The organism is Rhodoferax sp. U11-2br, from assembly GCF_018619435.1.
Lineage (GTDB): Bacteria > Pseudomonadota > Gammaproteobacteria > Burkholderiales > Burkholderiaceae_C > Rhodoferax.
In genome coordinates this window covers 129165-152673 of record NZ_JAHFZF010000006.1, presented here as the reverse complement: position 1 = coordinate 152673, position 23509 = coordinate 129165, and the positions used below count along the sequence as shown (strand labels likewise).

Below are 23509 nucleotides of genomic sequence, written 5' to 3'. Positions count from 1 at the left end.
CCCACCTGCTGGTTTTGTCAACCCCACTCGTCTTTGATAACTTTAGCACCGCTGTTCAGAATGCGAAAGCAACTGTAGGTCTATTATGTGGAAAATACCCTTCAATCCCTTGCTAATAAAGAGGAACAAGCTTTGTATTTGATAGCGTATCATGTGCTGACTGCGGGCTAACCAAGCCCTCTGGCTGGTGATCTGCGGGGTGCTGCTAAGCTCAAGCCATGTACAAGCATCCTGATCACCCGCCCGCAGTTGGGGCACACACACACCGCATCAACCTGGGGCTGCAAGGTGGCGGTTCACACGGCGCATTCACCTGGGGCGTGCTGGATGTGCTGTTGCAAGACCCGCGCATCGACATCGAAGGCATCAGCGGCACCAGCGCTGGCGCCATGAACGCTGTGGCCCTGGCGCACGGCCTGGCGCAGGCTCAGGGGCGATCCCGCGTGACGGCACGTGAAGCCGCGCGCGAGTCGCTGGCCAACTTCTGGAATGGCATCGTGGCCATGGGGGCGCTCAGCCAAGCGCAGCGCGCCCCGTTTGACCTGATGTTCGGTTTGACAGGCTTGGACAGCTCACCCACCGGGCAATGGGCTGACGCGATGGCACGCGCCTGGTCAGGGTCGATGTCGCCCTACCAAAGCAACCCGCTCGACATCAATCCGCTGAAGGACTTTGTCGAACGTCAGATCGATTTTGAGCGACTGGCCGCTTTTCAGGATCTCAAAGTCTTTGTGGTGGCCACCAAGGTGAGCACTGGCAAGGCCGAGGTGTTTTCGGGTGAACGCCTCACCGCCAGCGCGGTGATGGCCTCGGCCTGTCTGCCGATGATGTTCCAGGCGGTGGAGATTGACGGTGAGTTCTACTGGGACGGTGGCTACGTCGGCAACCCGGCGATTCATCCCCTGATCTATCAATGCACCAGCCGCGATATCGTGCTGGTACAGATCAACCCGATCCGGCGCGACAAATTGCCCACCAGCGCGGTGGACATCATGGATCGGCTCAACGAAATCACTTTCAACGCGGCGCTGATGGCTGAAATGCGTGCCATCGACTTTGTCAAGCGCCTGCTCAAGGAAGGCAAACTCAACCCTGAGCACTACAAGGACGTTTTGCTGCACCGCATTGACGGTGGAGAGGTGCTTGAACAACTCGGCGCGGCCACCAAGCTGGCAACCGACGCGCCGCTGATCAACGCTCTGCACGACCTGGGGCAAAGCCACGCCCGCCAATGGCTGGCCCAGCACGCCGGCGACTTGGGTGTGCGCTCGGGTGTCAATATTGCGCAGGACTACCTCGACGATTTGCGTGTGCCAGTTGTGCGTGAGCGTCGAACTCAAAACAACTGATGGGTAACTTACAAAGTGGTATCGGGGCGACAGATTGATGCCATTTCAAGCACTGATGAAAAAATAGTTTGAAAAACGGTAACTTGACGTATGATCCTCGCCATATTGCTTCTTCATGGAGTGGTATGGGTTTGCGGTGAATGCCAGTTACGCGTCTTCTCTAAGTCTCCAGGGGTTTGGTTGCAGCGGTCATGGACTCCATCGCGTTTTGAGTTATTTTGAGGAGTCCTTTCATGGGCAACAAACTTTACGTAGGCAATCTGCCTTATTCCTTCCGTGACGATGACCTGCAACAGGCATTCTCCCAACACGGTACCGTTACCAGCGCCAAAGTCATGATGGAACGTGACACCGGCCGCTCCAAAGGTTTCGGTTTCGTCGAAATGGGTAGCGATGCTGAAGCACAAACAGCCATCAACGCCATGAACGGCCAACAATTCGGTGGTCGTGGCTTGGTTGTCAACGAAGCCCGTCCGATGGAACCCCGTGCTCCTCGCTCTGGTGGCGGCGGCTTCGGCGGCGGTGGCGGTGGCGGCTACGGTGGTGGTGGCCGCTCTGGCGGCGGCGGCGGTGGTGGTTACGGCGGTGGTGGTGGCGGTGGTTACGGCGGTGGCCGTAGCAGCTACTAAGCACTTGCTGCTTGGTTCAGACTTCGGTCTGACAACAAAGGGTCCCTCGGGACCCTTTTGTTTTTGCTACGTGGTTCAGACGCTGTTGCTGCGCGGTTTGCGCGGGCGTCCGGCGAAAGCCTTGTCAAACAGGGCGTTGGGCAGCAGGCGCAGCACCTTAGCCACCACGCCCATTTGCCAAGGGATCACCCGGTAGCTGCAGCCCGCCTGAATGGCTTTGAACGCTATTTCTGCAAACGCCTCAGGTTGCATTAAAAAAGGCATGATGTAGCCGTTGTTCTGTGTCAGTGGTGTGGCGACATAGCCCGGGCACAGGGTCACGACCTTGACGCCCGTGTTGCGCAACTCACCGCGCAGACTTTCGCAATAACTGATGACCGCTGCTTTGCTGGCGCAATAACCCCCGTGGCCGGGCAGGCCCCGAATGCCAGCCACACTGCCGATACCTACCAGCGTGCCCGAGCCACGCGCCACCATGGCGGGGATGAATGGTCCGAGGGTGGCCGCTGTGCCCATCACGTTGGTGGCCAGAATACGGGCCATGACGTCCAGGTCTTCGGGGTGTGACGAATCCACACCGATGCTGATGCCTGCATTGGCAATCACCACATCGGGCACACCCTGGCGCGCCATGCAGGCTTGTGCCATGTGCTGCATCGCCTGGGTATCTGTCACATCGGTGCTATATATTTGGTATCTGTCAGTGCTTATTTCATAAGGGTTGAGCCAGGATTTGATGCTCTCCCCTCGGCGTGCGACCAGGGCCAGTCTCCAGCCTGCTCGGGCGTAGTGCACGGCCAAAGCTTGGCCCAACCCGCTGGAGGCGCCGGTGATCAGGACGAGAGGTGCCATGCGGGTGTCCGATCAGCGTTTGGGGCTGGGAATCAGCACACCTTTGACACGGCCGTCGAGTTGAATCACACGCGTCTGGTTGTCGTAGGCCATGTTGTCGGCGGTGAAGGTGTCCTGGTTGCGTGTCAGAACAACCGGCTGGTTCGAGCTGACCTGCTCGGTGTTGATGAACGCATGCAAATGCTCGCCACTGAAGGTCAGTGTGGGTTGCTCCTTGCCGTTGGCGCTGACGGTGGCTGCCCTCAGCACCTTGGCGTCGCCGATCAGGGTGACTTCGGAGCCATCCCCATTACTCAGCGCGCTGCGGGCGGTGGCCGTGGTCAAACGCCCCTCCTGATCAAAAGAACGGATGATCACCTGGTCGATTTCCAGGGTGTCGGTATCGGGATAGTGCCGCGCCTCGGTCCCTTTGACCTCGCTCTTGAGCTGTCCCGTGGCATCAAAGGTTTTGACAGAAAACTGGCGCATGAAGTAGTCGGGCTCATGCTGAGGCGCTGTGGCCGCCGCCACGGCGCCAGGGCTGGGGGTGCTGCGCACCAGCCAGTAGGTGGCGCCCGCCAGCAGCCCCATCAGCAGCACCGGCAGGTACAAGGCCAAACGGTCCCAGGCCCAGCGCAGCCTGTTCATGGCAAATAGGCTTGCAACAGCTGGGCATACCGCCCACTGGCCACCAGCAACAGGTCACACAGCTCGCGCACCGCGCCCTCGCCCCCACACCGCTGTGTGACATAGTGGGCCCGCGCGAGCACTTCGGCCTGGGCATTGGCGGGCGCACAGGCGAAGGCGCAGCGCGTCATCATGGGCAGGTCTGGCCAGTCGTCACCCATGGCGGCCGCTTGTGTCCAGTCCAGTCCAAGGGTCTGCAGGATGGCCTCGGCAGCAGGGCGTTTGTCCTCGGTGCCGAACACCGCGTGTTCGATACCCAGTGCGGCCAGCCGCAGGCGCAAGGGTTTGGAGTCGCGCCCGGTGATTACCGCCGGGGTGATGCCTGCGCGCTGCAGCAGTTTCAGGCCATGGCCATCGAGAGTGTTGAAGCGTTTGAGGGTTTCGCCGCCTTCCGAAAAATACAGGCCACCGTCGGTCAACACACCATCCACATCCAGAAAGACCACGCGGATGCCTTGTGCCTGGAGCAGCAGTTCGGGGGGGAAGTTCAGAGCCGGTGCCATCAGATCACCTTGGCCCGCATCAGGTCGTTGCTGTTGAGCACACCACACAGCTGACCGTTGTTATCGAGCACCAGCACGCTGGTGATACGGCGCAACTCCATCAGCTCGGCGGCCTCCACCGCCAGTGCATCCACACTGACCGTCTGCGGGTTCAGGTGCATCACCTGCCCCGCAGTGGTCTGGCGTAAATCGATGCCTTTTTCCACCAGACGGCGCAGGTCGCCGTCGGTGAAGATGCCGCGCACCTGACCAGCCTCGTCCATCACGGCGGCTGCACCCAGGCCCTTGGCGCTCATCTCACGCATCAGCTCGCTGAAACTGGCCGTCAGGCCCACCTTGGGGATCTGGTCACCCGTGCGCATCACATCACGCACATGGGTCAGCAGCTTGCGCCCCAGCGCGCCACCGGGGTGGGAGCGGGCAAAGTCCTCTGCCTTGAACCCGCGAGCGTCCAGCAGGGCGACGGCCAATGCATCACCCAGCGCCAGCTGGGCGGTGGTGCTGGCAGTGGGGGCCAGGTTCAGCGGGCAGGCTTCTTTTTCAACGCTGCTGTTCAAGAAGACGGTGGCATGGCGCGCCAGGGTTGAGGTGGCGCTGCCCGCCATGGCCAGCAAAGGGATGCCCAGGCGCTTGATCATTGGCAGGATCACGTTGAGTTCGTCGGACTCGCCACTGTTGGAAATCGCCAGCACCACATCCAGTGGCTGGATCATGCCCAGGTCACCATGGCTGGCCTCGGCCGGGTGCACAAACATGGCCGGTGTGCCGGTGGAGGCCAGCGTGGCCACAATCTTGCGCCCAATGTGACCACTTTTACCCATGCCCATGACCACCACCCGTCCGGGGCTGGCCAGCACCAGCTGGACCGCTTTGACAAAGTTGTACCCCAGATGCTGCTTGAGGCGCAGCACCGCTGCCGCCTCCACATCCAGGGTGTCTCGGGCCAGCATCAGAACGCGGTCAGCGTCAAAAGATGGCGCAGAGGTGGGCAGGTTGTTCATGCTCGCATTTTATCGGCCAGCCGGGGTTCATCCCAAAATCGCTTGTTAGTATCCAGGGGTGAATCCGCTTGATTTAACCCTTCTTTACCTGCTGGCCGCCGTACTCGGTGTGGTGGTGTGCCGTTCCCTGAAATTGCCACCGATGCTGGGTTATCTGGCCGTGGGTGTGGTGATTGGCCCGAACGCGCTGGCGCTGGCCAAAAACGCCGATGGTGTGCGCCACCTGGGCGAGTTTGGTGTGGTGTTCCTGATGTTTGTGATTGGTCTGGAGTTCAACCTGCCGAAGCTGCGCACCATGCGCCAGCATGTGTTTGGCCTGGGGATGTTCCAGGTGACGCTGACCATGCTGGTCACCACCGCCGCCAGCATGGTGTTGGCGACGCTGGCGCCCAGCCAGTGGGGTATGGATTGGAAAACAGCCCTGGCCCTGTCGAGTGCGATGGCCATGAGCAGCACCGCGATCGTGGTCAAGCTGATGTCCGAACGCATCGAAATGGAGAGCGAACATGGCAAGCGGATCATGGGGGTGCTGCTGTTCCAGGATTTGGCGGTGGTGCCCCTGCTGGTGCTGATTCCGGCGCTCAGCGCCTCACCCGAACAGATGGCAGAGACCCTGACCTGGGCGCTGTTCAAGGCCGGGGTTCTGATCACCCTGCTGCTGGTGGGCGGGCCGCGTGTGATGCGCTGGTGGTTGACCCAGGTGGCACGGCGCAAGAGTGAAGAGTTATTTGTGCTGAACCTGCTGTTGGTGACGCTGGGCCTGGCCTGGCTGACCGAGCTGGCGGGGCTGAGCCTGGCGCTGGGGGCGTTCATCGCGGGCATGCTGATATCGGAGACGCAGTACAAGCACCAGGTGGAGACCGACATCCGACCCTTCCACGACGTGCTGCTGGGTCTGTTTTTCATCAGCATCGGCATGATGCTGGACTGGCGCCTGGTGCTGGAGCGTTGGCCACTGGTGCTGATCCTGGTGACACTGCCGGTGCTGTTCAAGGCCGCGATGATCACCCTGATCACCAAAGGTTTTGGCGCCAGTGCCGGGGTGTCCTTGCGCACCGGCCTGTACCTGGCGCAAGCCGGTGAGTTCGGTTTTGTGCTGCTGACGCTGGCGCAAAACAACAACCTGGTGCCACCGGCATTGCTCAACCCGATTCTGGCCGCCATGGTGTTATCGATGCTGGCCACACCCTTCATCATCATGCGCAGCAGCGCCATCGTGATGCGCATGGTCAGCAACGAATGGCTGATGGAGTCGGTGCAGATGACCACCATCGCCCGCAAAGCCATCAAAGCGAACAAACACGTCATCATCTGCGGCTATGGCCGCTGTGGCCAGAATCTGGCGCGTATGCTTGACAAGGAACACATCGCCTACATGGCGCTCGACCTGGACCCGGACCGGGTGCGCCAGGCCGCAGCGGCGGGTGACTCGGTGGTGTTTGGGGACGCCGGGCGATTACAAGCCTTGATGGCTGCGGGTCTGGCGCGTGCCAGCGCGGTGGTTGTGACCTATCTGGAAACCGCCAGCGCCCTCAAGGTGCTGTCCCATATTCAGGAGCATGCACCGCAGGTGCCGGTGGTGATCCGCACCCAGGATGACCACGACCTGGAGCTGTTGCAAAAAGCCGGTGCCACCGAGGTGGTGCCCGAAACCATCGAAGGCTCCTTGATGCTGGCCAGCCACGCGCTGGCGTTGGTGGGTGTCCCGATGCGCCGCGTGATCCGCATCGTGCGCGAGCAGCGTGATGCCCGCTACAGCCTGCTGCGCGGCTTTTTCCGTGGCGCCGACGATGGGGACGCCGACGAGGCGCAGCTGGAGCGTCTAAGTACCCTGCAATTGCCTGCCCATGCCAAATCCATCGGCCAGACGGTGGGGGATCTGGACCTGGACGTGCTCGACACCCGGTTGGTGAGCCTGCGTCGCCAGTCCGGGCAGATCATGCCCCTTACCGATGAACTGGTGTTGGTGGCGGGCGACACCCTGGTGATCTCCGGCAAGGCCGACGCCATCAGCCAGACCGAACTGAAACTGCTCAAAGGTTGATGTTGCCCAAACTGGCATGGCCACAGCGCCATGCACAATAGAGGCTGATCTTCCAACTTTGCCGTTTTTATGTACAACACCAGCGTCAACCAATACCTTCGTGAGCACATCCGCACCGTGATGGACTGGCCGGCACCCGGCGTGCAGTTTCGCGACATCACGCCGCTGCTGCAGGATGCCAAGGTGTTCAGGGTGCTGATCGACGCCTTTGTGCACCGCTACATGGACCCCGCTTTGCGCCCCGACGTGGTGGCTGGGCTGGACGCGCGTGGGTTCATCATCGGTTCGGTGATTGCCTACGAGCTGGGTGTGGGGTTCGTTCCGATCCGCAAAAAAGGCAAGCTGCCCTTCACCACGGTGGAAGAAACCTACGAGCTGGAATACGGCAGCGCCACCGTGGAGTTGCACGTGGATGCGGTCAAGGTCGGCCACCGGGTGCTGCTGATTGACGACCTGATCGCCACCGGCGGCACCATGATGGCTGGCAAAAAACTGCTGGAAAAACTTGGTGCCGAAGTCATGGAAGGCGCCGCCATTGTGGACCTGCCCGAACTGGGCGGCTCCGCCAAACTGCGTGCCAACGGCTTGCCGCTGTTCACCCTGGTCGATTTCGAAGGTATGTAAGCCCCTGGGCGTCGTTACAGCCCGCCGAACTGGGTGCGGCTCAAGGGCGAGGCCGCATCGTCCGGTTCCAGCAACTGGGTGTCTTCATAACCGGGTGGAGGTGCTGGTTTGCGTGGCCCCGAGGTCAGCACCTCTCCGGGTTTGACGTCTGCGGGCGTCCCAGGTGAGGCCTCTGAGATGGCTTTTTTGAAGGCCAAGACCTCGTCGTTGTCGATCGGGTCATAACCCTGACGTGCCGGTGTGGCCGGGATTGCGACCTCGGCCGGTGCCCGCACCGGTTCCTCGATGGGCTGTGCGCTGCGTCGAGCCGCCTCTGCCGCCGTGTGCGGCACCAGCCGCCAGTACACCGCCTTGACCTGCAGGTCGTAACGCTGCGCTGCCGTCATGGCCATCAGCTGCTCCACCGCATTCCAGCGGCCTGGGGCCAGCACCTGGTCACCCAGCAAGTCGATCATCACCAGAAACTGGCGGCCGCGTGCGTCGAGTGACAGCACCTTGAATTTGTAGTGCGAGGCCAACACCTCGCTGCGCAACATGACATTGCGCACCACGTCGTACAGGTTCTCACGCCGTTCGTGGCGCTGGTGTTTGAGGTCGGCCAGCGGGTCCACCGAGTTGGGTCCGGGCACGGACCTGGGTGCTGCGCTCTTGGTAACAGCGGGCGCAGCTGCAGTGGGCTCTGGCGCTGACTTGGCAAACAACCAACTGAATACGGACATGGTGAACCTCTTGAGCAGTCGGGCCGATAGGAGCTGGCATTCTCGGTCAGTCCGCTGTGTGGCGGCCTGACACCTGGCTATTTTCCAATGCAAAAACTTGAAAAAATGACACCCAGCAAATCATCGGCACTGAACTCGCCGGTGATGCTGTTGAGGGCATTTTGTGCCAGCCGCAGCTCTTCGGCCAGTACATCCAGCGCCTGCGCCTGCTGCGCCAGGTGTTGGTCGCACAGTTCCAAATGCGCTTGTACCTGCTGCAAGGCCTGAACGTGGCGCGCCCGGGCGGTGAACAAGCCCTCGGCGCCGGGTTGCCAGCCCGCCAGGGCCAGCAGTTGCTGGCGCAGCGCATCGAGCCCAGCGCCGGTTTTGGCCGACAGCGCAATACCGGACGCGGGCGCTTTGTCAGGCGCGCTGTCGAGCTTGTTCCAGACATCGATCACCGTCACAGTATGTGGCAGTTTTTCGGTCATAGCCCTTGTGATGTCAGCATCAGCAGCTCTGTATTCCGTAGCGTCCAGGCGCGTCAGGTCGTGCAGGAACAAGACCGCATCGGCCTCGCCAATGGCGTCCCAGGCGCGTTCGATGCCGATTTTTTCAACCTCGTCCTCGCTGTCGCGCAAGCCGGCGGTGTCGATCACATGCAGCGGCACCCCGTCGATCTGGATAGTTTGCTGCACCTTGTCGCGGGTGGTGCCCGCTACCGCAGTGACGATGGCTAGCTCGGCTCCGGCCAGGGCATTGAGCAGGGAGGACTTGCCAGCGTTGGGTTGTCCGGCGATCACCACCTTGATGCCTTCGCGCAACAGGGCTCCTTGGCGTGTTTTGGCAAGCACCTGGGCCAAACGCTGTTGCAGGTGTGTCAGCTGACCCTGCGCGTCCGATTGGCGCAGGAAGTCAATTTCTTCTTCAGGAAAGTCGAGCGTGGCCTCCACCAGCATGCGCAGGTGGATCAGCGCGTCACGCAGTTGGTGGATCTCATGCGAGAAGGCGCCAGCCAGCGAGCGGCTGGCGCTGCGCGCGGCGGCCTCGGTGCTGGCGTCGATCAGGTCGGCAATCGCCTCGGCCTGGGCCAGGTCGATCTTGTCGTTGAGGAAGGCGCGTTCGGAAAATTCACCTGGCAGCGCCAGGCGCAGATGCGCCAGCGTGGGTCGGCCATCGGGCTGCGCTTGTGCCGCAGCTTCGAGGCAGCGCGCCAGAAGCAGTTGCAACACCACCGGGCCACCATGCGCCTGCAGCTCCAGCACATCCTCGCCGGTGAAAGAGTGCGGCGCCGGAAAGTACAGCGCCAGCCCGTGGTCAATCGCCACACCCTGGCCGTCCAGAAAACCGGTGTAGCTGGCTTCGCGCGGGTGCAAGGCTTTGCCACACAGGGCCAACACCAGCGCCTGCAGACCGCGTCCGCTGACGCGCACGATGCCCACCGCACCCCGGCCCGGGGCGGTGGCAATGGCGGCAATCGGGTCTTGGTGGCGTGGCAGGGTCACGGTGTGTTCTTTCTGTGGCAGTGGGCTGGCTTGGCCGCTGGGCCAAGGGGGCCTGAAGTGTACGGTTTTTACAAGACTTTTTGGGGTGTTGGCCCTTGTTGATCAAGCGCTGATAGCTATGTTTTTAGGAGTGTTTGGCCTGCGGCACTGCAGGCCCCGAGCCGCCTACCAGGGGCGTTCTGCCATCACCTGGCGTGTCAGCGACATCAGCCGCTCCAGGGTGTGGGTTACCTTGACCTCGCGAAATGGCACACTGCTGGTGATGCGGTACTCGGCCTGGCTGGTGTCGCGCACAATCGGTTCACCCGTGGGCATGCCGTGCCGGTTGATCAGCACTGCCACCTTGGGCATGGTGGTGTTGAGGCCGCGCTTGACGACCACCGCCACCTCTTGCGAGCTCAGTTTGACGTAGGTGCCGGGGGAGTAAATGCCGACCGCCTTGATCAGTGCCGCACCCGCCTCGTCAATTTGTTTGTTTTCATCAAAATAACAGGATTGCATGGCTACGCCGGGGGCTTCCGGTGCACGGGTGACACGTGGCGACATGCGGGCCGCAAACATGTCGGCACGCTGGATCAGGCGCGCCAGGCGCTGGCCGTCACTGCGCGGTGCCAGCGGTCCGGGGGATTTGGCGCTGTGGTTGAGCACCGCCTCCAGCCACAGTACATCGGACACCCCCATTTGTTGCAGCAGGTCCACCGAACGCGGCGCATGGCTGTGGATGAGTTTCAACTGGGCCGGATTGGGTGGTTCTTTTTGCGCTGCCAAGCGGTCCTGCAGCTCGGTCATGCTGATGTTCATGGTCAGGGCCGCACTGCTCAGCGCTCGGACGTGGGCTGCTGGCCAGCGCAGCACGTCCCGGGCGGCCAGGCAACACATCACACAGACCAGCATCGCGTGGGTGGCGCTGTAGTGCCGGATTTCGCTGCCCGAGAGGTGGATCAGCGCAAACAGGGCGCCGTCGGGGTTGCGCAGGGTTTCGCGCTCCAGATCGTTTTGCAGGCGCTCCAGCCGTGGCAGAAAAGTGTCACCCTGTTGGTCGCGCAGCAGGGCGTGGGCCTGGTGCTGCAGGTACAGCCAGTCGGCCGCGTCGTTGTCAGTGTCAACACTCTTGCTTGGTCTGGCGTCATAAGGGGACACCTGGACCTCGGCAATTTGCCCCAGCGATTTGTCCTCCAGCACCAGGTTGTTGAGCCGGTTGACGTAGCTGCGACGCAGGTTCTCGGTCTGGTCTGCGTCGATGTAAATCTGGCTGCGTTTGCCAACCATCACCTCCAGCTCCTGGCGGCTGCCCACCATGAAGCCCGGGCTGGCCAGCAGCACGCCATTTTGGTCGAGTAAAGCACATGGCAACGGTTGCCCGACAAGGATCGAATCGGTGGTGACAGGGACCAGGTTCATAGCGGCGTTGATTATGCCCAGCAGCCCACAGTGGCGCAGGTGCCGGGAGGATAAACCAGAGTCTGCGCCTGATAGCATCCAATACATGCCACAAACCCATTCTGTTCCTGCCTTTGACGATGCCCTGAAGCCAGGGGCTTTGACCCAAAAACTGTGCCGACCCGACCAGCTGTTGCCGTGTCTGGCGCGATTACCACGCCCGCTGGTGTTCACCAACGGGGTGTTTGACGTGTTGCACCGCGGTCATGTGATGTACCTGGAGCAGGCGCGTGCGTTGGGTGGCAGCCTGGTGGTGGCGCTCAACACCGATGCCTCGGCCAAACGGCTCGGCAAAGGGCCGGACCGCCCGCTCAACAACGAGGTCGATCGCGCCTGTGTGATTGCGGCGCTGGCCAGCAGCTCACTGGTGACCTGGTTTGACGAAGACACGCCGATAGAGCTGATCCGCCTGGTGCGCCCGGACATCCTGGTCAAGGGTGGCGACTACGACATGGAGACTCTGGCCGAGACCCAGGTGGTGAAAGCTTACGGCGGGCGGGCGCTGGCGCTGCCTTTTGTGCACGGTTACTCCACCACGGCGCTGGTGAAGAAAATCAGAAGCACATCCTAAAGTGCCTCTAGCCCTTATTCATAAAGGGCTGGTAGCTACTTATTGGATAGCGGCAGTGGCTTGTGCCCTGGCTCGGGTTGCAAGGTGTGCTCAGCGCTCGTTGCGGAACTGCTGGTGGCAGCTTTTGCAGCTTTTTTCCACGTCATTCACGGCAGTGCTGATGGCCGGTAGGTCGCCACTGCCAGCCACCGCCAGCAGTTGGTCGACACTGGCCAGGTAGCTGTCCTGTGCTTGTTTGAATTCGGCTGCTTGGCTCCAGGCCTCCGGCTTGGCACGCGTGGGCGGGTAGTTGCCATCGGCCGTGAAAAAAGCCCAGGGTTGGCTGGACAGGTCTTTGAGCGCCTGGGCACCCTCGACAAAGACCGGTTTGACGTAGTCTTTGTGGCCACGCGCGACCAGACCCAAAGGCTCCAGCGTTTGGGTCATCTTTTTGAAAATGGCAACACGTTGGCTGACAAGTTGCTGCGGGTGGGTGTCTTTGGCCGCGTCGCTGCAGGCGCCCAGCAACAAGGTGCAAGCCAGCAGCGACAGCGTGATGGGGAAGTGTTTGGACATGGACGTGTGCCGTTGGAGGTTGGAGGGCAGAGCGGGCATCAGCCGTTCAAGGCCACTGGCCCGCTCGCAAAAGGGTTCAGTGGTCGAAGACGGCCTGCCACAAGGCCAGGATCGCTTGGCGTTCCGTCTGTAATTCGTCGGGGCCGACTTGGGGCGACTCTTCATTGAGCCGTGCCCGGTGTTGTAGCACGCGCAGGGTGCGGTAGGCGCTGGCAGCCGCGTGGCCGATGCCAGCGGGTAACAGGCCCAGCACCTCGGCGCGTTCCAGCAAGGCAATGTTGCCCGCATTGACCATCAGCTCCGGATGAGTACCGGACTGCGACAACACCAGAAACTGCATCACAAACTCGGCGTCCATCATGCCGCCAGGGCTGAACTTGACATCAAATTTGCCTGGGCGGATCGGGTGGGCGCTGGCCACCCGGGCACGCATGGCGCTGATCTCGGTGCGCAAGGCGGCCACATCACGCTCGGCGCTGATGACGGCCGTGCGAACCGCTTCAAACCGGCTGTGCAAGGAGGCGTCGCCGAGCACACAGCGGGCGCGGGTGATGGCCTGGTGCTCCCAGGTCCAGGCGGTGTTGGAGCCACGCTGCTGCTGGTAGTTGGCGTAGGAGGAGAAAGAGGTGATCAGTAGCCCGGCATTGCCATTGGGGCGCAGCGCGGTGTCGATCTCGTACAGGTCACCTTCGCCGGTTTTCACCGTCAGCCAGTTGATCAGCTTGCGCACCAGGTTGGCGTAGACCTCGGACGCGCGCTCATCGTCATCGTCAAACACAAACACCAGGTCCAGGTCGCTGCCGTAGCCCAACTCCTTGCCACCCAGTTTGCCGTAAGCAATGATGCCGAACTGGGGCTGTTCGCGGTGGGTCTTCTTGAGTCGACTCCAGCACCAGCGGGTGGTGATGCGCAACACCGCATCGGCCAGCGCACTCAGGTCATCGGCAACCTGTTCGACGCTGAGCTTGCCCTCGATGTCACGCGCCAGGGTGCGAAATGTTTCGGCATGGTGCGCCCGGCGTAGCAGGTTGAGCAAGGCTTCCTCGTCGTCTTCACCAGCAGTCTGCAGCGTCAAGCGGCGGTGGTCGAGCTCTGCCTCAAAAACCGTAGCGTCAAAACGCGCTTCGAGCATGGTCGAGACGGCCAGCTCGTCGATCACACCGGGGTGCAAGAGCAGATAACGCGCCGGCCAGCGCGCGGCGCCCAGCAGGCGCAAGAGGCGTTTGTGCACATTGGGCCGCTCCAGCAGCAAGGCTAGGTAACTCTCGCGGCGCAGCAAGGGCTCCATCCAGTCCACCAGGCCCACGGCGGCGGCCTCGGTCACCCGTCCTTCGCGCACCCACTGTGCGGTACGCGACAGCAGGCGCATCAGCCGGGTACGGGCTTCCTCGCGCAGGGCCAGCACCCGCGGGTGCTCAACCCATGCCGTCAGGCGTTGGCGAAAGTCCTCCCCGAGCTGGGGCAGCAACTCGGTCATGCTGGCCGTCACCTCAGGCGTTTTGCCAGCGTGGCAACCCTTGCATTCGGGCGCGCCGCCACCGAGTAACTTGTCAAACTCTTGCGCCACCAGCTCCCGGTGGCTGTCGAGCTGTGTGAGCAGGGTCTGGGCCGAGTCCAAGCCCATGGTGCTGGCAATCCAGGCCAGATCGGCATCCTGGGTGGGCAGGATGTGGGTTTGCTGGTCGTCCAGGTACTGGATGCGGTGTTCCACCTGGCGCAGGAATTCGTAGGCCTGCGCCAGCGCCTGGGCGGTGTCGCTTTGCATCAGCTGGGCCTTGACCAGGCGCGACAAGGCGCTCAAGGTCGGGCGAGTGCGCAGCTCAGGATACTGGCCACCACGCACCACCTGCAGCAGCTGCACGATGAACTCGATCTCGCGGATACCGCCGCGAGAGAGCTTGACATCGTTGGCCCGTTCGGGCCGACCAGCGCTGCGTTTGCTGGCGTGGTCGCGAATCTGGTGGTGCAACAGGCGCAACGCGTCAAATACGCTGTAGTCCAGATAACGGCGGAACACAAAAGGCATCACCACCTGGCGCAGAGGCTGGATGGCGCCGCGCTCAACGCTGGCCCGGGGCGCCACCACCCGGCTCTTTAGCCAGGCAAAACGCTCCCACTCGCGTCCCTGGACATGCAGGTACTGCTCCAAGGCGTCGAGCGACACCGCCGCCGGGCCCGAGTTGCCGTTGGGGCGCAGCGCCAGATCGACCCGGAACACAAAGCCGTATTCGGTGACATCCCCCACCAGCCCGTAGACGGCACGCACCACTTTGCCGAAATACTCGTGGTTGGTGATGCGGTTGCGGCCCAGCGTGTCGCCAGCGGTGTCTCCGTCTTCGTCGTAGATGTAGATCAGGTCGATGTCGCTGGAGACGTTGAGCTCACGCGCGCCCAGCTTGCCCATGCCCACAATCCACAACTCGGCCCGCTGGCCACTGGCCGCCATGGGAGCGCCGTAGGTCTGGTCCAGGGTGGCCAGCACCTCGGCCAGCGCCTGGTTCAGGGCAAATTCCGCCAGGTCGGTCATGGCCTGGGTGACCTCGGGCAGGCTGGCCTGGGCGTCGCAGTCCAGGCACAGCAGCCGCTCGAGCACCAGCGCCCGGGTGATGCGCAAGGCACTGCCGGTGTCCTGTCCCGAGCTTTTCAAGGCATCAAAGGTGGCCTGGAGGTGTTCCGGCGTGGGCAGGCCCGGTGCCAGCAGGGGCAATTGCTGTTCAAACCGGCGATGTACACGCTGCGCAAAGCGGGAATGCAGAGCCAGGGAGGCGCGGGTCATAATTCTGCTGTGCAACTTCTTATCCAAAAAATTTGTCTCCCCCGACTTTCACTTTGCTGAGAACCTGGTCCGCTCTGACGCGTGGCCTGTTGATCGTCGCGGTGCTGGTCTGGCTGTTGTTTGGCGCGACCTGGGCCACGCTTCATTGGTGGATTGTGCCGCGAATCGGTGACTTCCGCCCGCAGCTGCAGGCCCAGGCCAGCAAGGCGCTGGGGGTTCCGGTGCGCGTGGGTGCGGTCTCTGCCCACTCCAGCGGCTTGATGCCTTCGCTGGAACTGCGCGACGTGGAGATGCTCGATGCTGCCGGCCGGGTGGCCCTGCGTCTGCCGCGTGTGCTGGTGAGCCTGTCGCCGCGCTCGGTCTGGCATCTGGGGTTTGAGCAGCTCTACATCGACCAGCCCCAGCTCGACATCCGACGTGACGCCAGTGGTCGTATCACGGTGGCGGGGCTCGATGTGTCTGGCGCAGGCGGCACCAACCAGGACAGCTTGAACTGGCTCTTCTCCCAACGGGAGCTGGCGATTCAGGACGGTACGGTGCGCTGGACCGACGAGATGCGGCACACCGAGCCGGTAGCCTTGCAACAGGTGAGTTTTGTTGCTCGCAACAGCGGGCGCCACCATGACCTGCGCATCGACATGACGCCGCCCCTGTCCTGGGGTGAGCGATTCACGGTGCAGGGCCAGTTTGTGCAGCCCTTGCTGGCGCGTGACAACGGGCGCTGGCAGGACTGGGATGGTCAGCTGTTTGCGTCTTCTGGGCGGGTTGACCTGTCCGAACTGCGCCGTTTCGCGGATCTCGGTTTTGATTTGCAGCAGGGCCGAGGTGCGCTGCGCGCTTGGGGTGATGTCAAGCAGGGCCAACTGACCGGAGTGACGGCCGATCTGGCCCTGGCCCAGGTGTCGGTCAAGCTCGGGGCCGATTTGCAGGTGTTGTCGCTGCAGCAGGTGCAGGGGCGCCTGGCCGGGCGGGTGTGGGCAGATGGGTTTGAGGTGTCAACCCAATCTCTGGTGTTTGACACCGCGGATGGCCAGCATTGGCCCGGCGGCAATGTCCGGATGCTGTCCCAGGGGCCCCAAGGCAAGCTCGCCGCGCATGGCGAGTTACAGGCCGACCAGCTGGATCTGGCCGCGCTGGCCCAGATTGCGGACCGGCTGCCGCTGGACGCCAAGCTGCGCGACGGTTTGATGCGTTATGCACCGCAGGGCCGGGTTGAATCACTCACGGCCAGCTGGCAGGGGCCGGTGACCGCGCCTGTTTCCTACCGGGCCAAGGGCCGGTTGCGGCAGCTGGCGCTGGCTGCCGTTGATGATGTGCCGGGCTTTCAGGGGCTAGACGCTGATGTGGACTTTGACCAGAACGCGGGGCGCGCCAAGGTCTCGGTGGTGCAGGGCAGTGTGGCGGTGCCGACGTTTTTCCAGGACGGGGTGATACCGATTGACCAGCTGAGTGCGGATGTGTCGTGGCAGCTGGCGGGCGAGCAGATGTCTGTGGATGTGGCCAATGCCAAGTTCAGCAACGCGGACGCGCAAGGTCAGGCACGCATCAAGTGGCACACCAGTGACCCCGCCACATCGACGGCGCGCAGCCGTTTTCCTGGGGTGCTCGATCTGCAGGCCAGCTTGAGCCGTGCCGAGGGACGCCGGGTCTACCGCTACCTGCCGCTGGTGATAGATGCCCAGGCGCGCGACTATGTGCGTGACGCGGTGCTTGCTGGCCATGCCAGAAATGTGCAGTTTGCCATCAAGGGGGACATCAATGACATGCCCGCCACACGGCCCGCCCAGGGTGAGTTCAGGATCAGTGCCGATGTCAGCCAAGCCCGGCTGGCGTATCTGCCCAGAAGCCTGCAAGGCCCCAAAGAGCTGCCCTGGCCGGTCTTGACCGAACTCAGCGGACAGTTGCTGATCAACGGCATGCAATTGCATGTCAAAGGCGCGCAGGCCAAGCTGGGTGAGGGCAGTGCGCTACAAATTTCTCAAGCCGAGGTGGCCATCCATGATCTGGAGAAGACCCGGGTGGAGGTCAATGCCGAGATGAAAGGCCCGCTGAAAGATGCCTTGCGGGTGGTGAACAGCTCGGCGCTCGCGGATTTGACGGGCCATGCGTTGGTGGGTGCGGTGGCCTCTGGCAATGCAGACTTCAAACTCAAGCTGGATTTGCCCATTGCAGACATCAACAAGTCGCAGGTAGCGGGCAGTGTGTCGCTGCCAGGCAATGATGTGCAGATCTCGCCCGACACGCCCAAACTCATGCGTGCCCGCGGTGTGGTGAATTACACCCAAAACGGGTTCAGTCTGGCAGGGGTTCAGGCGCGTTTGTTGGGTGGCGACGCGCGGCTTGACGGTGGCCTGGTGTTGTTGCCCGGGGCGGTGGCAGAGGCCGCTGCACGTGGTGCACCCACCAGCTTGCGCATCACCGGCGTGGCCAGCGCCGAAGGACTGCGCCAGGCCAGTGAACTGGGTTTTGTCTCGCGCCTGGCGCAAAACGCCAGTGGCAGTGCTGCCTATAGCGCCACCGTGGGCTGGCGTGGTGGTGCCCCGGATGTGCTGGTGACCAGCAGCTTGCAGGGCCTGGCCTCGACCCTGCCAGTGCCGCTGCAAAAAGAGGCACAGACCCGTCTGTCACTGCGCTACCAGTCTGGCATGCTCAGCGGTGAGGCAGGTGCGGCGGCTGCGCGTGACCGCCTGAACCTGAGTCTGGAAGGGCTTGGCCGCTTGACCTACGAGCGTGATGTGAGCCGCGCCGAGCCACGTGTGCTGCGAGGTCAGGTGCTGGTGGGGACAGAGGCATCGTCCTCACCCGCGCTGCCGTCACAGGGCGTCAGCGCCAGCATCAACCTGGCACAGCTCAACGCTGACGCTTGGGGGGGGGTGCTGCAACCGCTCTTTGGCAAATCGCCTGTGACCACAGGGGGCAGTGCTGCTGTGGACATGGCTTATGTGCCCAGTGTGCTGGCGGTACGCACCGGTGTCCTGACCGTGGGTGGGCGGTCCTTCAACCGGGTGACGCTGGATGCACGCCGGGAAGACCAGGTCTGGCGCGGCAATGTGGATGCAACCGAGTTGGCTGGTTACCTCGAATACCGCCAGGCCAGCGAGGCCACGGTGGCAAACAGTGGGGGGCGGGTGTATGCCCGGCTGTCGCGCCTCAACATCGCGCCCAGCGCCGCCACCGAGCTGGAAGCTTTGATGGATGCCCAGCCCGCCAGCATGCCCGCACTGGACGTGGTGGTGGATGAGTTTGAGTTGCGTGGCAAGCGCCTCGGGCGTCTGGAGGTTGATGCTGTCAATCGCACCGCAGGCGCCTCTGGCAGTACCGCTGCGACCACCGAATGGCGGCTCAACAAACTAAACCTGATCACGCCTGAGGCGACCTTGAGCACCAGCGGGAACTGGGCACGCCTCAATGCCCAGGCCCCGGTGTCCGGTCGAGGCGGCTTGGCCAGCACCGCGCAGCGCAGTCGAACCGTGCTGAGCTTCAAGCTCGATATCAACGATGGTGGCAAGCTGCTCAGCCGCTTTGGCATGAAGGACGTGGTGCGCCAGGCCAGCGGCAAGATGGAGGGGCAGGTGTCCTGGATGGGCTCACCGCTCAAGCCAGATTACCCGAGCTTGGGTGGGGCATTCACGGTGAATGTGGCCTCCGGACAGTTTCTCAAAGCCGATCCCGGCCTAGCCAAGCTGCTGGGGGTGCTGAGCTTGCAGGCCTTGCCCCGGCGCCTGACGCTGGATTTTCGTGATGTGTTCAGCGAAGGCTTTGCCTTTGACTTTTTGCGCGGCGATGTCACGGTGGACCAAGGCATTGCCCGCACCAACAACCTGCAGATGAAAGGGGTCAACGCGGCGGTGTTGATGGAAGGCTCGGCCGATATTGCTCAGGAAACACAGAATCTCAGGGTGGTGGTGGTGCCCGAGATCAATGCCGGCACCGCCTCATTGATTGCAACGGTGATCAACCCTGCCGTTGGCTTGGGCACCTTTCTGGCACAGATGGTGTTGAGGCGCCCACTGATCGAGTCCAATACCCAGCAATTTCACATTGACGGATCTTGGGCCGACCCCAGAGTCACCAAAATCAGCAGCGCCAGTGCGCTGCCCAAGGAGAAAACCCCATGAAAGTTGCCGTGATCCAGATGGTGTCGTCCACCAGTCTGTCTGCCAATCTGGCGCAAGCTGCGGACTTGCTGCACCAGGCCGCCCTGGGCGGTGCCGAACTGGCGGTGTTACCGGAGTACTTTTGTCTGATGGGCCAGCATGACGCCGACAAACTGGACATCGCTGAGCCTTTTGGCCAGGGGCCGCTGCAGCAGTTTCTGGCAGAAACTGCCCGGGCTGAAGGTTTGTGGCTGGTTGGTGGGACGATCCCGCTGCGGACAGACAGCGGCGATGTTGCCACCGCCCCCGATCGGGCTTTTAATGCCAGTTTGGCCTTTTCCCCTGATGGTGCCTGCATAGCGCGCTATAACAAAATTCATCTTTTCCGTTTTGACAATGGCACTGAACGTTATGACGAGTCGGCGGTGCTGGTGGCTGGCACCGAGCCGGTGACGTTTGATCTGGATTCGCGCGATGGGCATGTCTGGCGCATTGGGATGAGTGTGTGTTACGACATGCGTTTTCCGGAGTTGTACCGGGCCTATGCCGATGCCGGGGTGCACCTGCTGCTGGCGCCCAGCGCCTTCACCTACACCACCGGTCAGGCGCATTGGGAGGTGCTGCTGCGTGCCCGTGCCATCGAAAACCTGGCATTTGTGGCCGCTGCCGCGCAAGGTGGCCAGCATGACAACGGGCGCCAGACCTGGGGCCAGGCGATGCTGATCGACCCGTGGGGCCAGGTGCTGGCGCAACGCGCGCAGCAAGCAGGGGTGGTGCTGGCGGATCTGGACTTTGAACGCTTGACCGCATGCCGCAGCCGTTTGCCAGCCCTGGCGCATCGCGTTTTATGACGACTGCCTCGTCTCTCTTTCGGGCAGTCACAAGTGTTGGCGTGCTGGCTTTGTTGGTGGCCTGCGGCGGCGTGCCCCTGTCCAGCCCCGGCTACCGCACCGACGGCGTGTCGCCGACCAGTCCATCCGTCGCGCCCGCCGCCCGTAGCGCTGCGCCGGAAGCTGCGCCGTCCGGCCCCGTGTTGATGCAGCGCAACAGCCGCTGGGTGCCGGTGGCCTGGTCTGAGCTGCCTGGTTTGGAACAAGACGCGCTGCATGAAGCCTGGAACGCCTGGCTTAAAAGTTGTGAGCGTCCGGGGCCGGTGTTTGCGCCGCTATGCCCCGAGGTGCGGCGACTGAGCATTGGAGATGCCCAAGCGCAACACAGCTGGTTGCTGTCGCGTTTGCAGCCTTACCGGGTGGAGCCGCTGCAGGGGGGCACAACGCCGGGTTTGTTGACGGCGTACTTCGAGCCCGAGTTTGCCGCGCGCCGCCTGCCAGGTGAGGGTTTCACCACCCCGTTGTACCAGCCCCCGGCCGGTCTGAGTCCGGGCAAACCCTGGTTCAGCCGCAAGGACGCCGACACCTTGGCGCAGCCACAGGCAGCTTTGCGCGGGCGCGAGTTGTTGTACTTGGCTGATCCGGTTGAGGCGATGTTGTTGCAGATTCAGGGCTCCGGGCGCCTGCGTGTGACCGAGCCCGATGGCCGTCAGCGACTGGTGCGACTGGCTTTTGCTGCGCACAACGGCCAGCCGTATCAGAGCATCGGCCGCTGGCTGCTGGACCAGGGCGAGGTGCGCGACGCCTCCTGGCCAGGCATTCGCGCCTGGCTGACCCAGAACCCGCAACGCCAGGCCGAGTTGTTGTGGCAAAACCCGCGTCTGGTGTTTTTCAAGGAAGAAGCTCTGAATGACTTTGATGCGGCTTTTGGCCCACGTGGTGCGCAGGGTGTACCGCTGACGCCGGGGCGCTCGATAGCGGTGGACCCGCTCAGCATCCCGTATGGCACACCGGTCTGGCTGGCTTCTGAGGGGCCCAACCTGTCCTTGCAGCGCCTGGTGCTGGCGCAAGATACCGGTGGTGCCATTGTGGGGCCGACGCGCGCAGATTATTTTGCTGGCTGGGGTGAGGAAGCGGGTGAGTTGGCGGGGCGACTCAAGCAACCTGTGCGACTTTGGGTGCTCTGGCCAAAAGAGCGTCAATGACGTTAACATCCACGCTCAGTGCCGGATCCACTTCACAGAAGACACACCATGAACAAATCAACCATGCGAGACATTGACGAACGCACCAATCTGGCGAGTAACAGCATGTTTGAGCTGCTGCTGTTTCGTTTGGGGGAGGCACCCGGCACGGACCGGCGTGAACTGTTTGGCATCAACGTGTTCAAGGTGCGTGAGATTCTGGTCATGCCCGAAATCACCGCCATGGTGAACTCGCCTCCGGCGGTGATGGGGGTGGCCAACATCCGCGGCCAGATGATCACCGTGATCAACCTGCCTCACCTTGTGGGCACCAACCCCACCAAGGGCCTGGGCATTTTGCTGGTGACCGAGTTTGCCCGCACCACGCAAGCGTTTGCGGTGGAAGAGGTCAACGAAATTGTCCGTCTGGAGTGGAAACAGGTGCTGTCGGCCGAAGGCCGTGGTGGTGGTCTGGTGACAAGCATTGCGCGTCTGGATGGCGCCGCCGAGAACACCCGGCTGGCCCAGGTGCTCGACGTGGAGCAGATTCTGCGTGATGTGTTCCCTGAACAACACTCCTCCGATATCGAGGTGACTGGCAAGCTGCAGTTGCCACCGGGCACGGTGGTGCTGGCCGCCGACGACTCGGCGGTGGCCCGCATGATGATCGAGCAGGGCCTGAAGTCCATGGACGTGGCCTACATCATGACCAAGTCCGGCCAGGAAGCCTGGGACCGGCTCAAGGCCATGGCCTCAGAGGCCGAGGCACAGGGCCAAACCATCCGTGACAAGGTGGCGATGGTGCTGACCGACCTGGAAATGCCTGAGATGGATGGTTTTACCCTGACGCGCAACATCAAGCAGGACCCCCGTTTCAGCAAACTCCCGGTGGTGATCCACTCCTCACTCACGGGCGCTACCAACGAAGACCATGTGCGCAAGGTCGGTGCCGATGGTTATGTGGCCAAGTTTGTTGCTGAAGAGTTGGCGCAAGCCATCCGCAAGGTGCTGCAGCGCTGACATCGCGTTTGCCAATCGCTTTTTTATTGATAGCTGCTTGCCCAATCAGGGTAAGGGCTTGGTGGCAATTTAGCCTTAGGTTTACCGATGGCCGGTGGTGGCTTTGCCGGGTACCACCGCGCACAGCCCACACAGCATCATGGCCAGCCGCGCCAGCGCCTGCCAGGGCGCGCTGGGCCAGTCGGCTTGTTTTAAACCCTTGACGATGCCATCCACCAGGTGTGCGCTGTGCAGCAGCTGCGCCAGATCGGCATCATTCAGGCGTGGTAGCACGCGCTCGAACAAACGCTCCTTGTTGCCCCAGACCCGTTGTTCACGCAGCGCCATCGGCAGCGGGCTGCCCCGGTTGATGGCGTCTTTGACCCGTTTGAGGGCGCGGATGTCCTCGGCCAGGGTGTAATGCACCAGCACCTCGGCCTCCCCCTCGGCCTGCAGCCCATCCAGCATCCGTTGCACCCGCGCTGACTTACCAGCCAGCACGGCTTCCGAGAGCTTGAACACGTCGTAACGCGCCACATTGAGCACCGCCGACTCGATCTGCTCAAACCGCAGCTCCCCCGTCGGGTGCAGCAGCGCCAGCTTCTGGATCTCCTGGTGCGCGGCCAGCAGGTTGCCTTCGACCCGGTCCGCAAAAAACTGCAGCGTGCGCTGGCCTTCTTCACCTGCTGCCACACGTTGGCCTTGTGCGGCCAGACGCTGGGCGATCCACTGTGGCAGCGCAGCACGCTCCACCGGGTTGACTTCGAGCGTGATGCCACTCTCCAGCGCCACAAACCAGGCGCTGCTTTTGGTCAGCTTGTCGAGCCGGGGCAGAACCACCAGGGTCAGCGTCGACTCATTGCCACGTGATTGCTCCACCAGTTGCTGCAGCGCCACACTGCCGTCTTTGCCAGGTTTGCCGCTGGGGATACGGATTTCGACAATCTGTTTGTCGGCAAACAGGCTCAGGGACCCGCAGGCGGCCAGCACCTCACTCCAATCAAAGTTGGCGCCGCTGACGGTGTGGGAGCTGCGCTCGGTAAAACCCTGGGTGCGTGCAGCTGCGCGGATCGCGTCCAGCGCCTCTGTGATCAGCAGTGGCTCGTCGCCATGCAGGGTGTAGAGGCTTTTTAGCCCCTTGTTCAGGTGGGCAGATAACTGGGGCGGGCTGAGTTGCATGCAAGCA

At 62.5% G+C, this 23509-nt stretch carries 19 protein-coding genes; 9 read left to right on the top strand and 10 right to left on the bottom strand.

Translation table 11 applies throughout. The features are described 5' to 3' along the window. Positions 1-218 precede the first annotated feature (218 nt). Together KKO72_RS06120 and KKO72_RS06115 are read left to right on the top strand one after the other, a co-directional pair. Positions 219-1349 carry a patatin-like phospholipase family protein gene (locus tag KKO72_RS06120; RefSeq protein WP_214936478.1) on the top strand — a complete coding sequence of 377 codons (1131 nt, stop codon included), beginning with the start codon at positions 219-221 and terminating at the stop codon, positions 1347-1349. Positions 1350-1582: 233 nt separating this feature from the next. Further along, complete coding sequence (locus KKO72_RS06115) at positions 1583-1978, top strand: RNA-binding protein (RefSeq protein ID WP_214936476.1); 396 nt, start codon at positions 1583-1585, stop codon at positions 1976-1978. A gap of 75 nt (positions 1979-2053) precedes the next feature. Here the strand turns inward: KKO72_RS06115 and KKO72_RS06110 are convergent, their stop codons facing one another. The 4 genes from KKO72_RS06110 to KKO72_RS06095 are packed head-to-tail and all read right to left on the bottom strand — an operon-like array spanning position 2054 to position 5000. Then, entirely contained in the window at positions 2054-2830 is a 777-nt protein-coding gene (locus KKO72_RS06110) for an SDR family oxidoreductase (RefSeq protein ID WP_214936474.1), read from the bottom strand. A gap of 12 nt (positions 2831-2842) precedes the next feature. Continuing rightward, positions 2843-3457 (bottom strand): LPS export ABC transporter periplasmic protein LptC, encoded by a 615-nt coding sequence (gene lptC, locus KKO72_RS06105; RefSeq protein WP_214936472.1) that lies wholly within the window; start codon positions 3455-3457, stop codon positions 2843-2845. After that, positions 3454-3999, bottom strand: coding sequence for an HAD family hydrolase (locus KKO72_RS06100; protein WP_214936470.1), 546 nt, complete (start codon positions 3997-3999; stop codon positions 3454-3456). Before KKO72_RS06100 ends, lptC begins: the two co-directional genes overlap by 4 nt. Beyond that, entirely contained in the window at positions 3999-5000 is a 1002-nt protein-coding gene (locus KKO72_RS06095; RefSeq protein ID WP_214936469.1) for an SIS domain-containing protein, read from the bottom strand. The genes KKO72_RS06100 and KKO72_RS06095 overlap by 1 nt, the downstream gene beginning before the upstream one ends. Before the next feature lie 58 nt (positions 5001-5058). Here KKO72_RS06095 and KKO72_RS06090 point away from each other — a divergent pair, with 58 nt between their 5' ends. Together KKO72_RS06090 and KKO72_RS06085 are read left to right on the top strand one after the other, a co-directional pair. Next, positions 5059-7044 (top strand): monovalent cation:proton antiporter-2 (CPA2) family protein, encoded by a 1986-nt coding sequence (locus KKO72_RS06090; protein WP_214936467.1) that lies wholly within the window; start codon positions 5059-5061, stop codon positions 7042-7044. Between the two features lie 69 nt (positions 7045-7113). Beyond that, positions 7114-7668: an adenine phosphoribosyltransferase gene (locus KKO72_RS06085; RefSeq protein ID WP_214936465.1), complete on the top strand. Its 555-nt coding sequence runs from the start codon at positions 7114-7116 to the stop codon at positions 7666-7668. 14 nt (positions 7669-7682) lie between these two features. On the opposite strand, the gene KKO72_RS06080 is transcribed toward KKO72_RS06085, so the two are convergent. From KKO72_RS06080 to KKO72_RS06070, 3 genes are all read right to left on the bottom strand, one after another. After that, positions 7683-8387, bottom strand: a complete 705-nt coding sequence (locus KKO72_RS06080) for a hypothetical protein (RefSeq protein WP_214936463.1) — start codon at positions 8385-8387, stop codon at positions 7683-7685. Positions 8388-8464: 77 nt separating this feature from the next. Continuing rightward, positions 8465-9871, bottom strand: coding sequence for a tRNA uridine-5-carboxymethylaminomethyl(34) synthesis GTPase MnmE (gene mnmE, locus KKO72_RS06075; protein ID WP_371736829.1), 1407 nt, complete (start codon positions 9869-9871; stop codon positions 8465-8467). A gap of 165 nt (positions 9872-10036) precedes the next feature. Continuing rightward, positions 10037-11272: an HD-GYP domain-containing protein gene (locus tag KKO72_RS06070; RefSeq protein ID WP_251140483.1), complete on the bottom strand. Its 1236-nt coding sequence runs from the start codon at positions 11270-11272 to the stop codon at positions 10037-10039. Positions 11273-11357: 85 nt separating this feature from the next. Here KKO72_RS06070 and rfaE2 point away from each other — a divergent pair, with 85 nt between their 5' ends. Then, complete coding sequence (rfaE2, locus tag KKO72_RS06065; protein ID WP_214936461.1) at positions 11358-11882, top strand: D-glycero-beta-D-manno-heptose 1-phosphate adenylyltransferase; 525 nt, start codon at positions 11358-11360, stop codon at positions 11880-11882. A 90-nt stretch (positions 11883-11972) separates the two neighbouring features. On the opposite strand, the gene KKO72_RS06060 is transcribed toward rfaE2, so the two are convergent. Both KKO72_RS06060 and glnE read right to left on the bottom strand, forming a co-directional pair. Continuing rightward, positions 11973-12437 carry a cytochrome c gene (locus KKO72_RS06060; protein WP_214936459.1) on the bottom strand — a complete coding sequence of 155 codons (465 nt, stop codon included), beginning with the start codon at positions 12435-12437 and terminating at the stop codon, positions 11973-11975. Positions 12438-12513: 76 nt separating this feature from the next. After that, positions 12514-15213, bottom strand: a complete 2700-nt coding sequence (gene glnE / locus KKO72_RS06055) for a bifunctional [glutamate--ammonia ligase]-adenylyl-L-tyrosine phosphorylase/[glutamate--ammonia-ligase] adenylyltransferase (protein ID WP_214936457.1) — start codon at positions 15211-15213, stop codon at positions 12514-12516. A gap of 53 nt (positions 15214-15266) precedes the next feature. Between glnE and KKO72_RS06050 the strand changes: the two genes are divergently transcribed. From KKO72_RS06050 to KKO72_RS06035, 4 genes are read left to right on the top strand one after another with little or no spacing between them, the layout of a single operon-like run. Next, positions 15267-19331 carry a YhdP family protein gene (locus KKO72_RS06050; RefSeq protein WP_251140482.1) on the top strand — a complete coding sequence of 1355 codons (4065 nt, stop codon included), beginning with the start codon at positions 15267-15269 and terminating at the stop codon, positions 19329-19331. Further along, on the top strand, positions 19328-20161 hold the full coding sequence (locus tag KKO72_RS06045) for a carbon-nitrogen hydrolase family protein (RefSeq protein ID WP_214936453.1): 834 nt from the start codon (positions 19328-19330) through the stop codon (positions 20159-20161). Before KKO72_RS06050 ends, KKO72_RS06045 begins: the two co-directional genes overlap by 4 nt. Continuing rightward, positions 20119-21345: a murein transglycosylase A gene (locus tag KKO72_RS06040; RefSeq protein ID WP_251140481.1), complete on the top strand. Its 1227-nt coding sequence runs from the start codon at positions 20119-20121 to the stop codon at positions 21343-21345. Before KKO72_RS06045 ends, KKO72_RS06040 begins: the two co-directional genes overlap by 43 nt. Before the next feature lie 48 nt (positions 21346-21393). Continuing rightward, the gene (locus KKO72_RS06035) at positions 21394-22344 is read left to right on the top strand and encodes a chemotaxis protein (RefSeq protein WP_214936449.1); all 951 of its coding nucleotides are present in this window, start codon (positions 21394-21396) and stop codon (positions 22342-22344) included. Between the two features lie 81 nt (positions 22345-22425). On the opposite strand, the gene holA is transcribed toward KKO72_RS06035, so the two are convergent. Further along, entirely contained in the window at positions 22426-23502 is a 1077-nt protein-coding gene (holA, locus tag KKO72_RS06030; RefSeq protein WP_214936447.1) for a DNA polymerase III subunit delta, read from the bottom strand. Positions 23503-23509 lie beyond the last annotated feature (7 nt).

Bases quoted from the DNA above. Each gene is read 5' to 3' on its own strand.
- KKO72_RS06120 (WP_214936478.1), top strand. From the start codon at position 219: ATGTACAAGCATCCTGATCACCCGCCCGCAGTTGGGGCACACACACAC.
- lptC (WP_214936472.1), bottom strand. From the start codon at position 3,457: ATGAACAGGCTGCGCTGGGCCTGGGACCGTTTGGCCTTGTACCTGCCG.
- KKO72_RS06095 (WP_214936469.1), bottom strand. From the start codon at position 5,000: ATGAACAACCTGCCCACCTCTGCGCCATCTTTTGACGCTGACCGCGTT.
- KKO72_RS06080 (WP_214936463.1), bottom strand. From the start codon at position 8,387: ATGTCCGTATTCAGTTGGTTGTTTGCCAAGTCAGCGCCAGAGCCCACT.
- rfaE2 (WP_214936461.1), top strand. From the start codon at position 11,358: ATGCCACAAACCCATTCTGTTCCTGCCTTTGACGATGCCCTGAAGCCA.
- KKO72_RS06070 (WP_251140483.1), bottom strand. From the start codon at position 11,272: ATGAACCTGGTCCCTGTCACCACCGATTCGATCCTTGTCGGGCAACCG.
- KKO72_RS06040 (WP_251140481.1), top strand. From the start codon at position 20,119: ATGCCGCAGCCGTTTGCCAGCCCTGGCGCATCGCGTTTTATGACGACT.
- KKO72_RS06060 (WP_214936459.1), bottom strand. From the start codon at position 12,437: ATGTCCAAACACTTCCCCATCACGCTGTCGCTGCTGGCTTGCACCTTG.
- holA (WP_214936447.1), bottom strand. From the start codon at position 23,502: ATGCAACTCAGCCCGCCCCAGTTATCTGCCCACCTGAACAAGGGGCTA.
- KKO72_RS06110 (WP_214936474.1), bottom strand. From the start codon at position 2,830: ATGGCACCTCTCGTCCTGATCACCGGCGCCTCCAGCGGGTTGGGCCAA.
- KKO72_RS06035 (WP_214936449.1), top strand. From the start codon at position 21,394: ATGAACAAATCAACCATGCGAGACATTGACGAACGCACCAATCTGGCG.
- KKO72_RS06115 (WP_214936476.1), top strand. From the start codon at position 1,583: ATGGGCAACAAACTTTACGTAGGCAATCTGCCTTATTCCTTCCGTGAC.
- glnE (WP_214936457.1), bottom strand. From the start codon at position 15,213: ATGACCCGCGCCTCCCTGGCTCTGCATTCCCGCTTTGCGCAGCGTGTA.
- KKO72_RS06045 (WP_214936453.1), top strand. From the start codon at position 19,328: ATGAAAGTTGCCGTGATCCAGATGGTGTCGTCCACCAGTCTGTCTGCC.
- KKO72_RS06100 (WP_214936470.1), bottom strand. From the start codon at position 3,999: ATGGCACCGGCTCTGAACTTCCCCCCCGAACTGCTGCTCCAGGCACAA.
- KKO72_RS06085 (WP_214936465.1), top strand. From the start codon at position 7,114: ATGTACAACACCAGCGTCAACCAATACCTTCGTGAGCACATCCGCACC.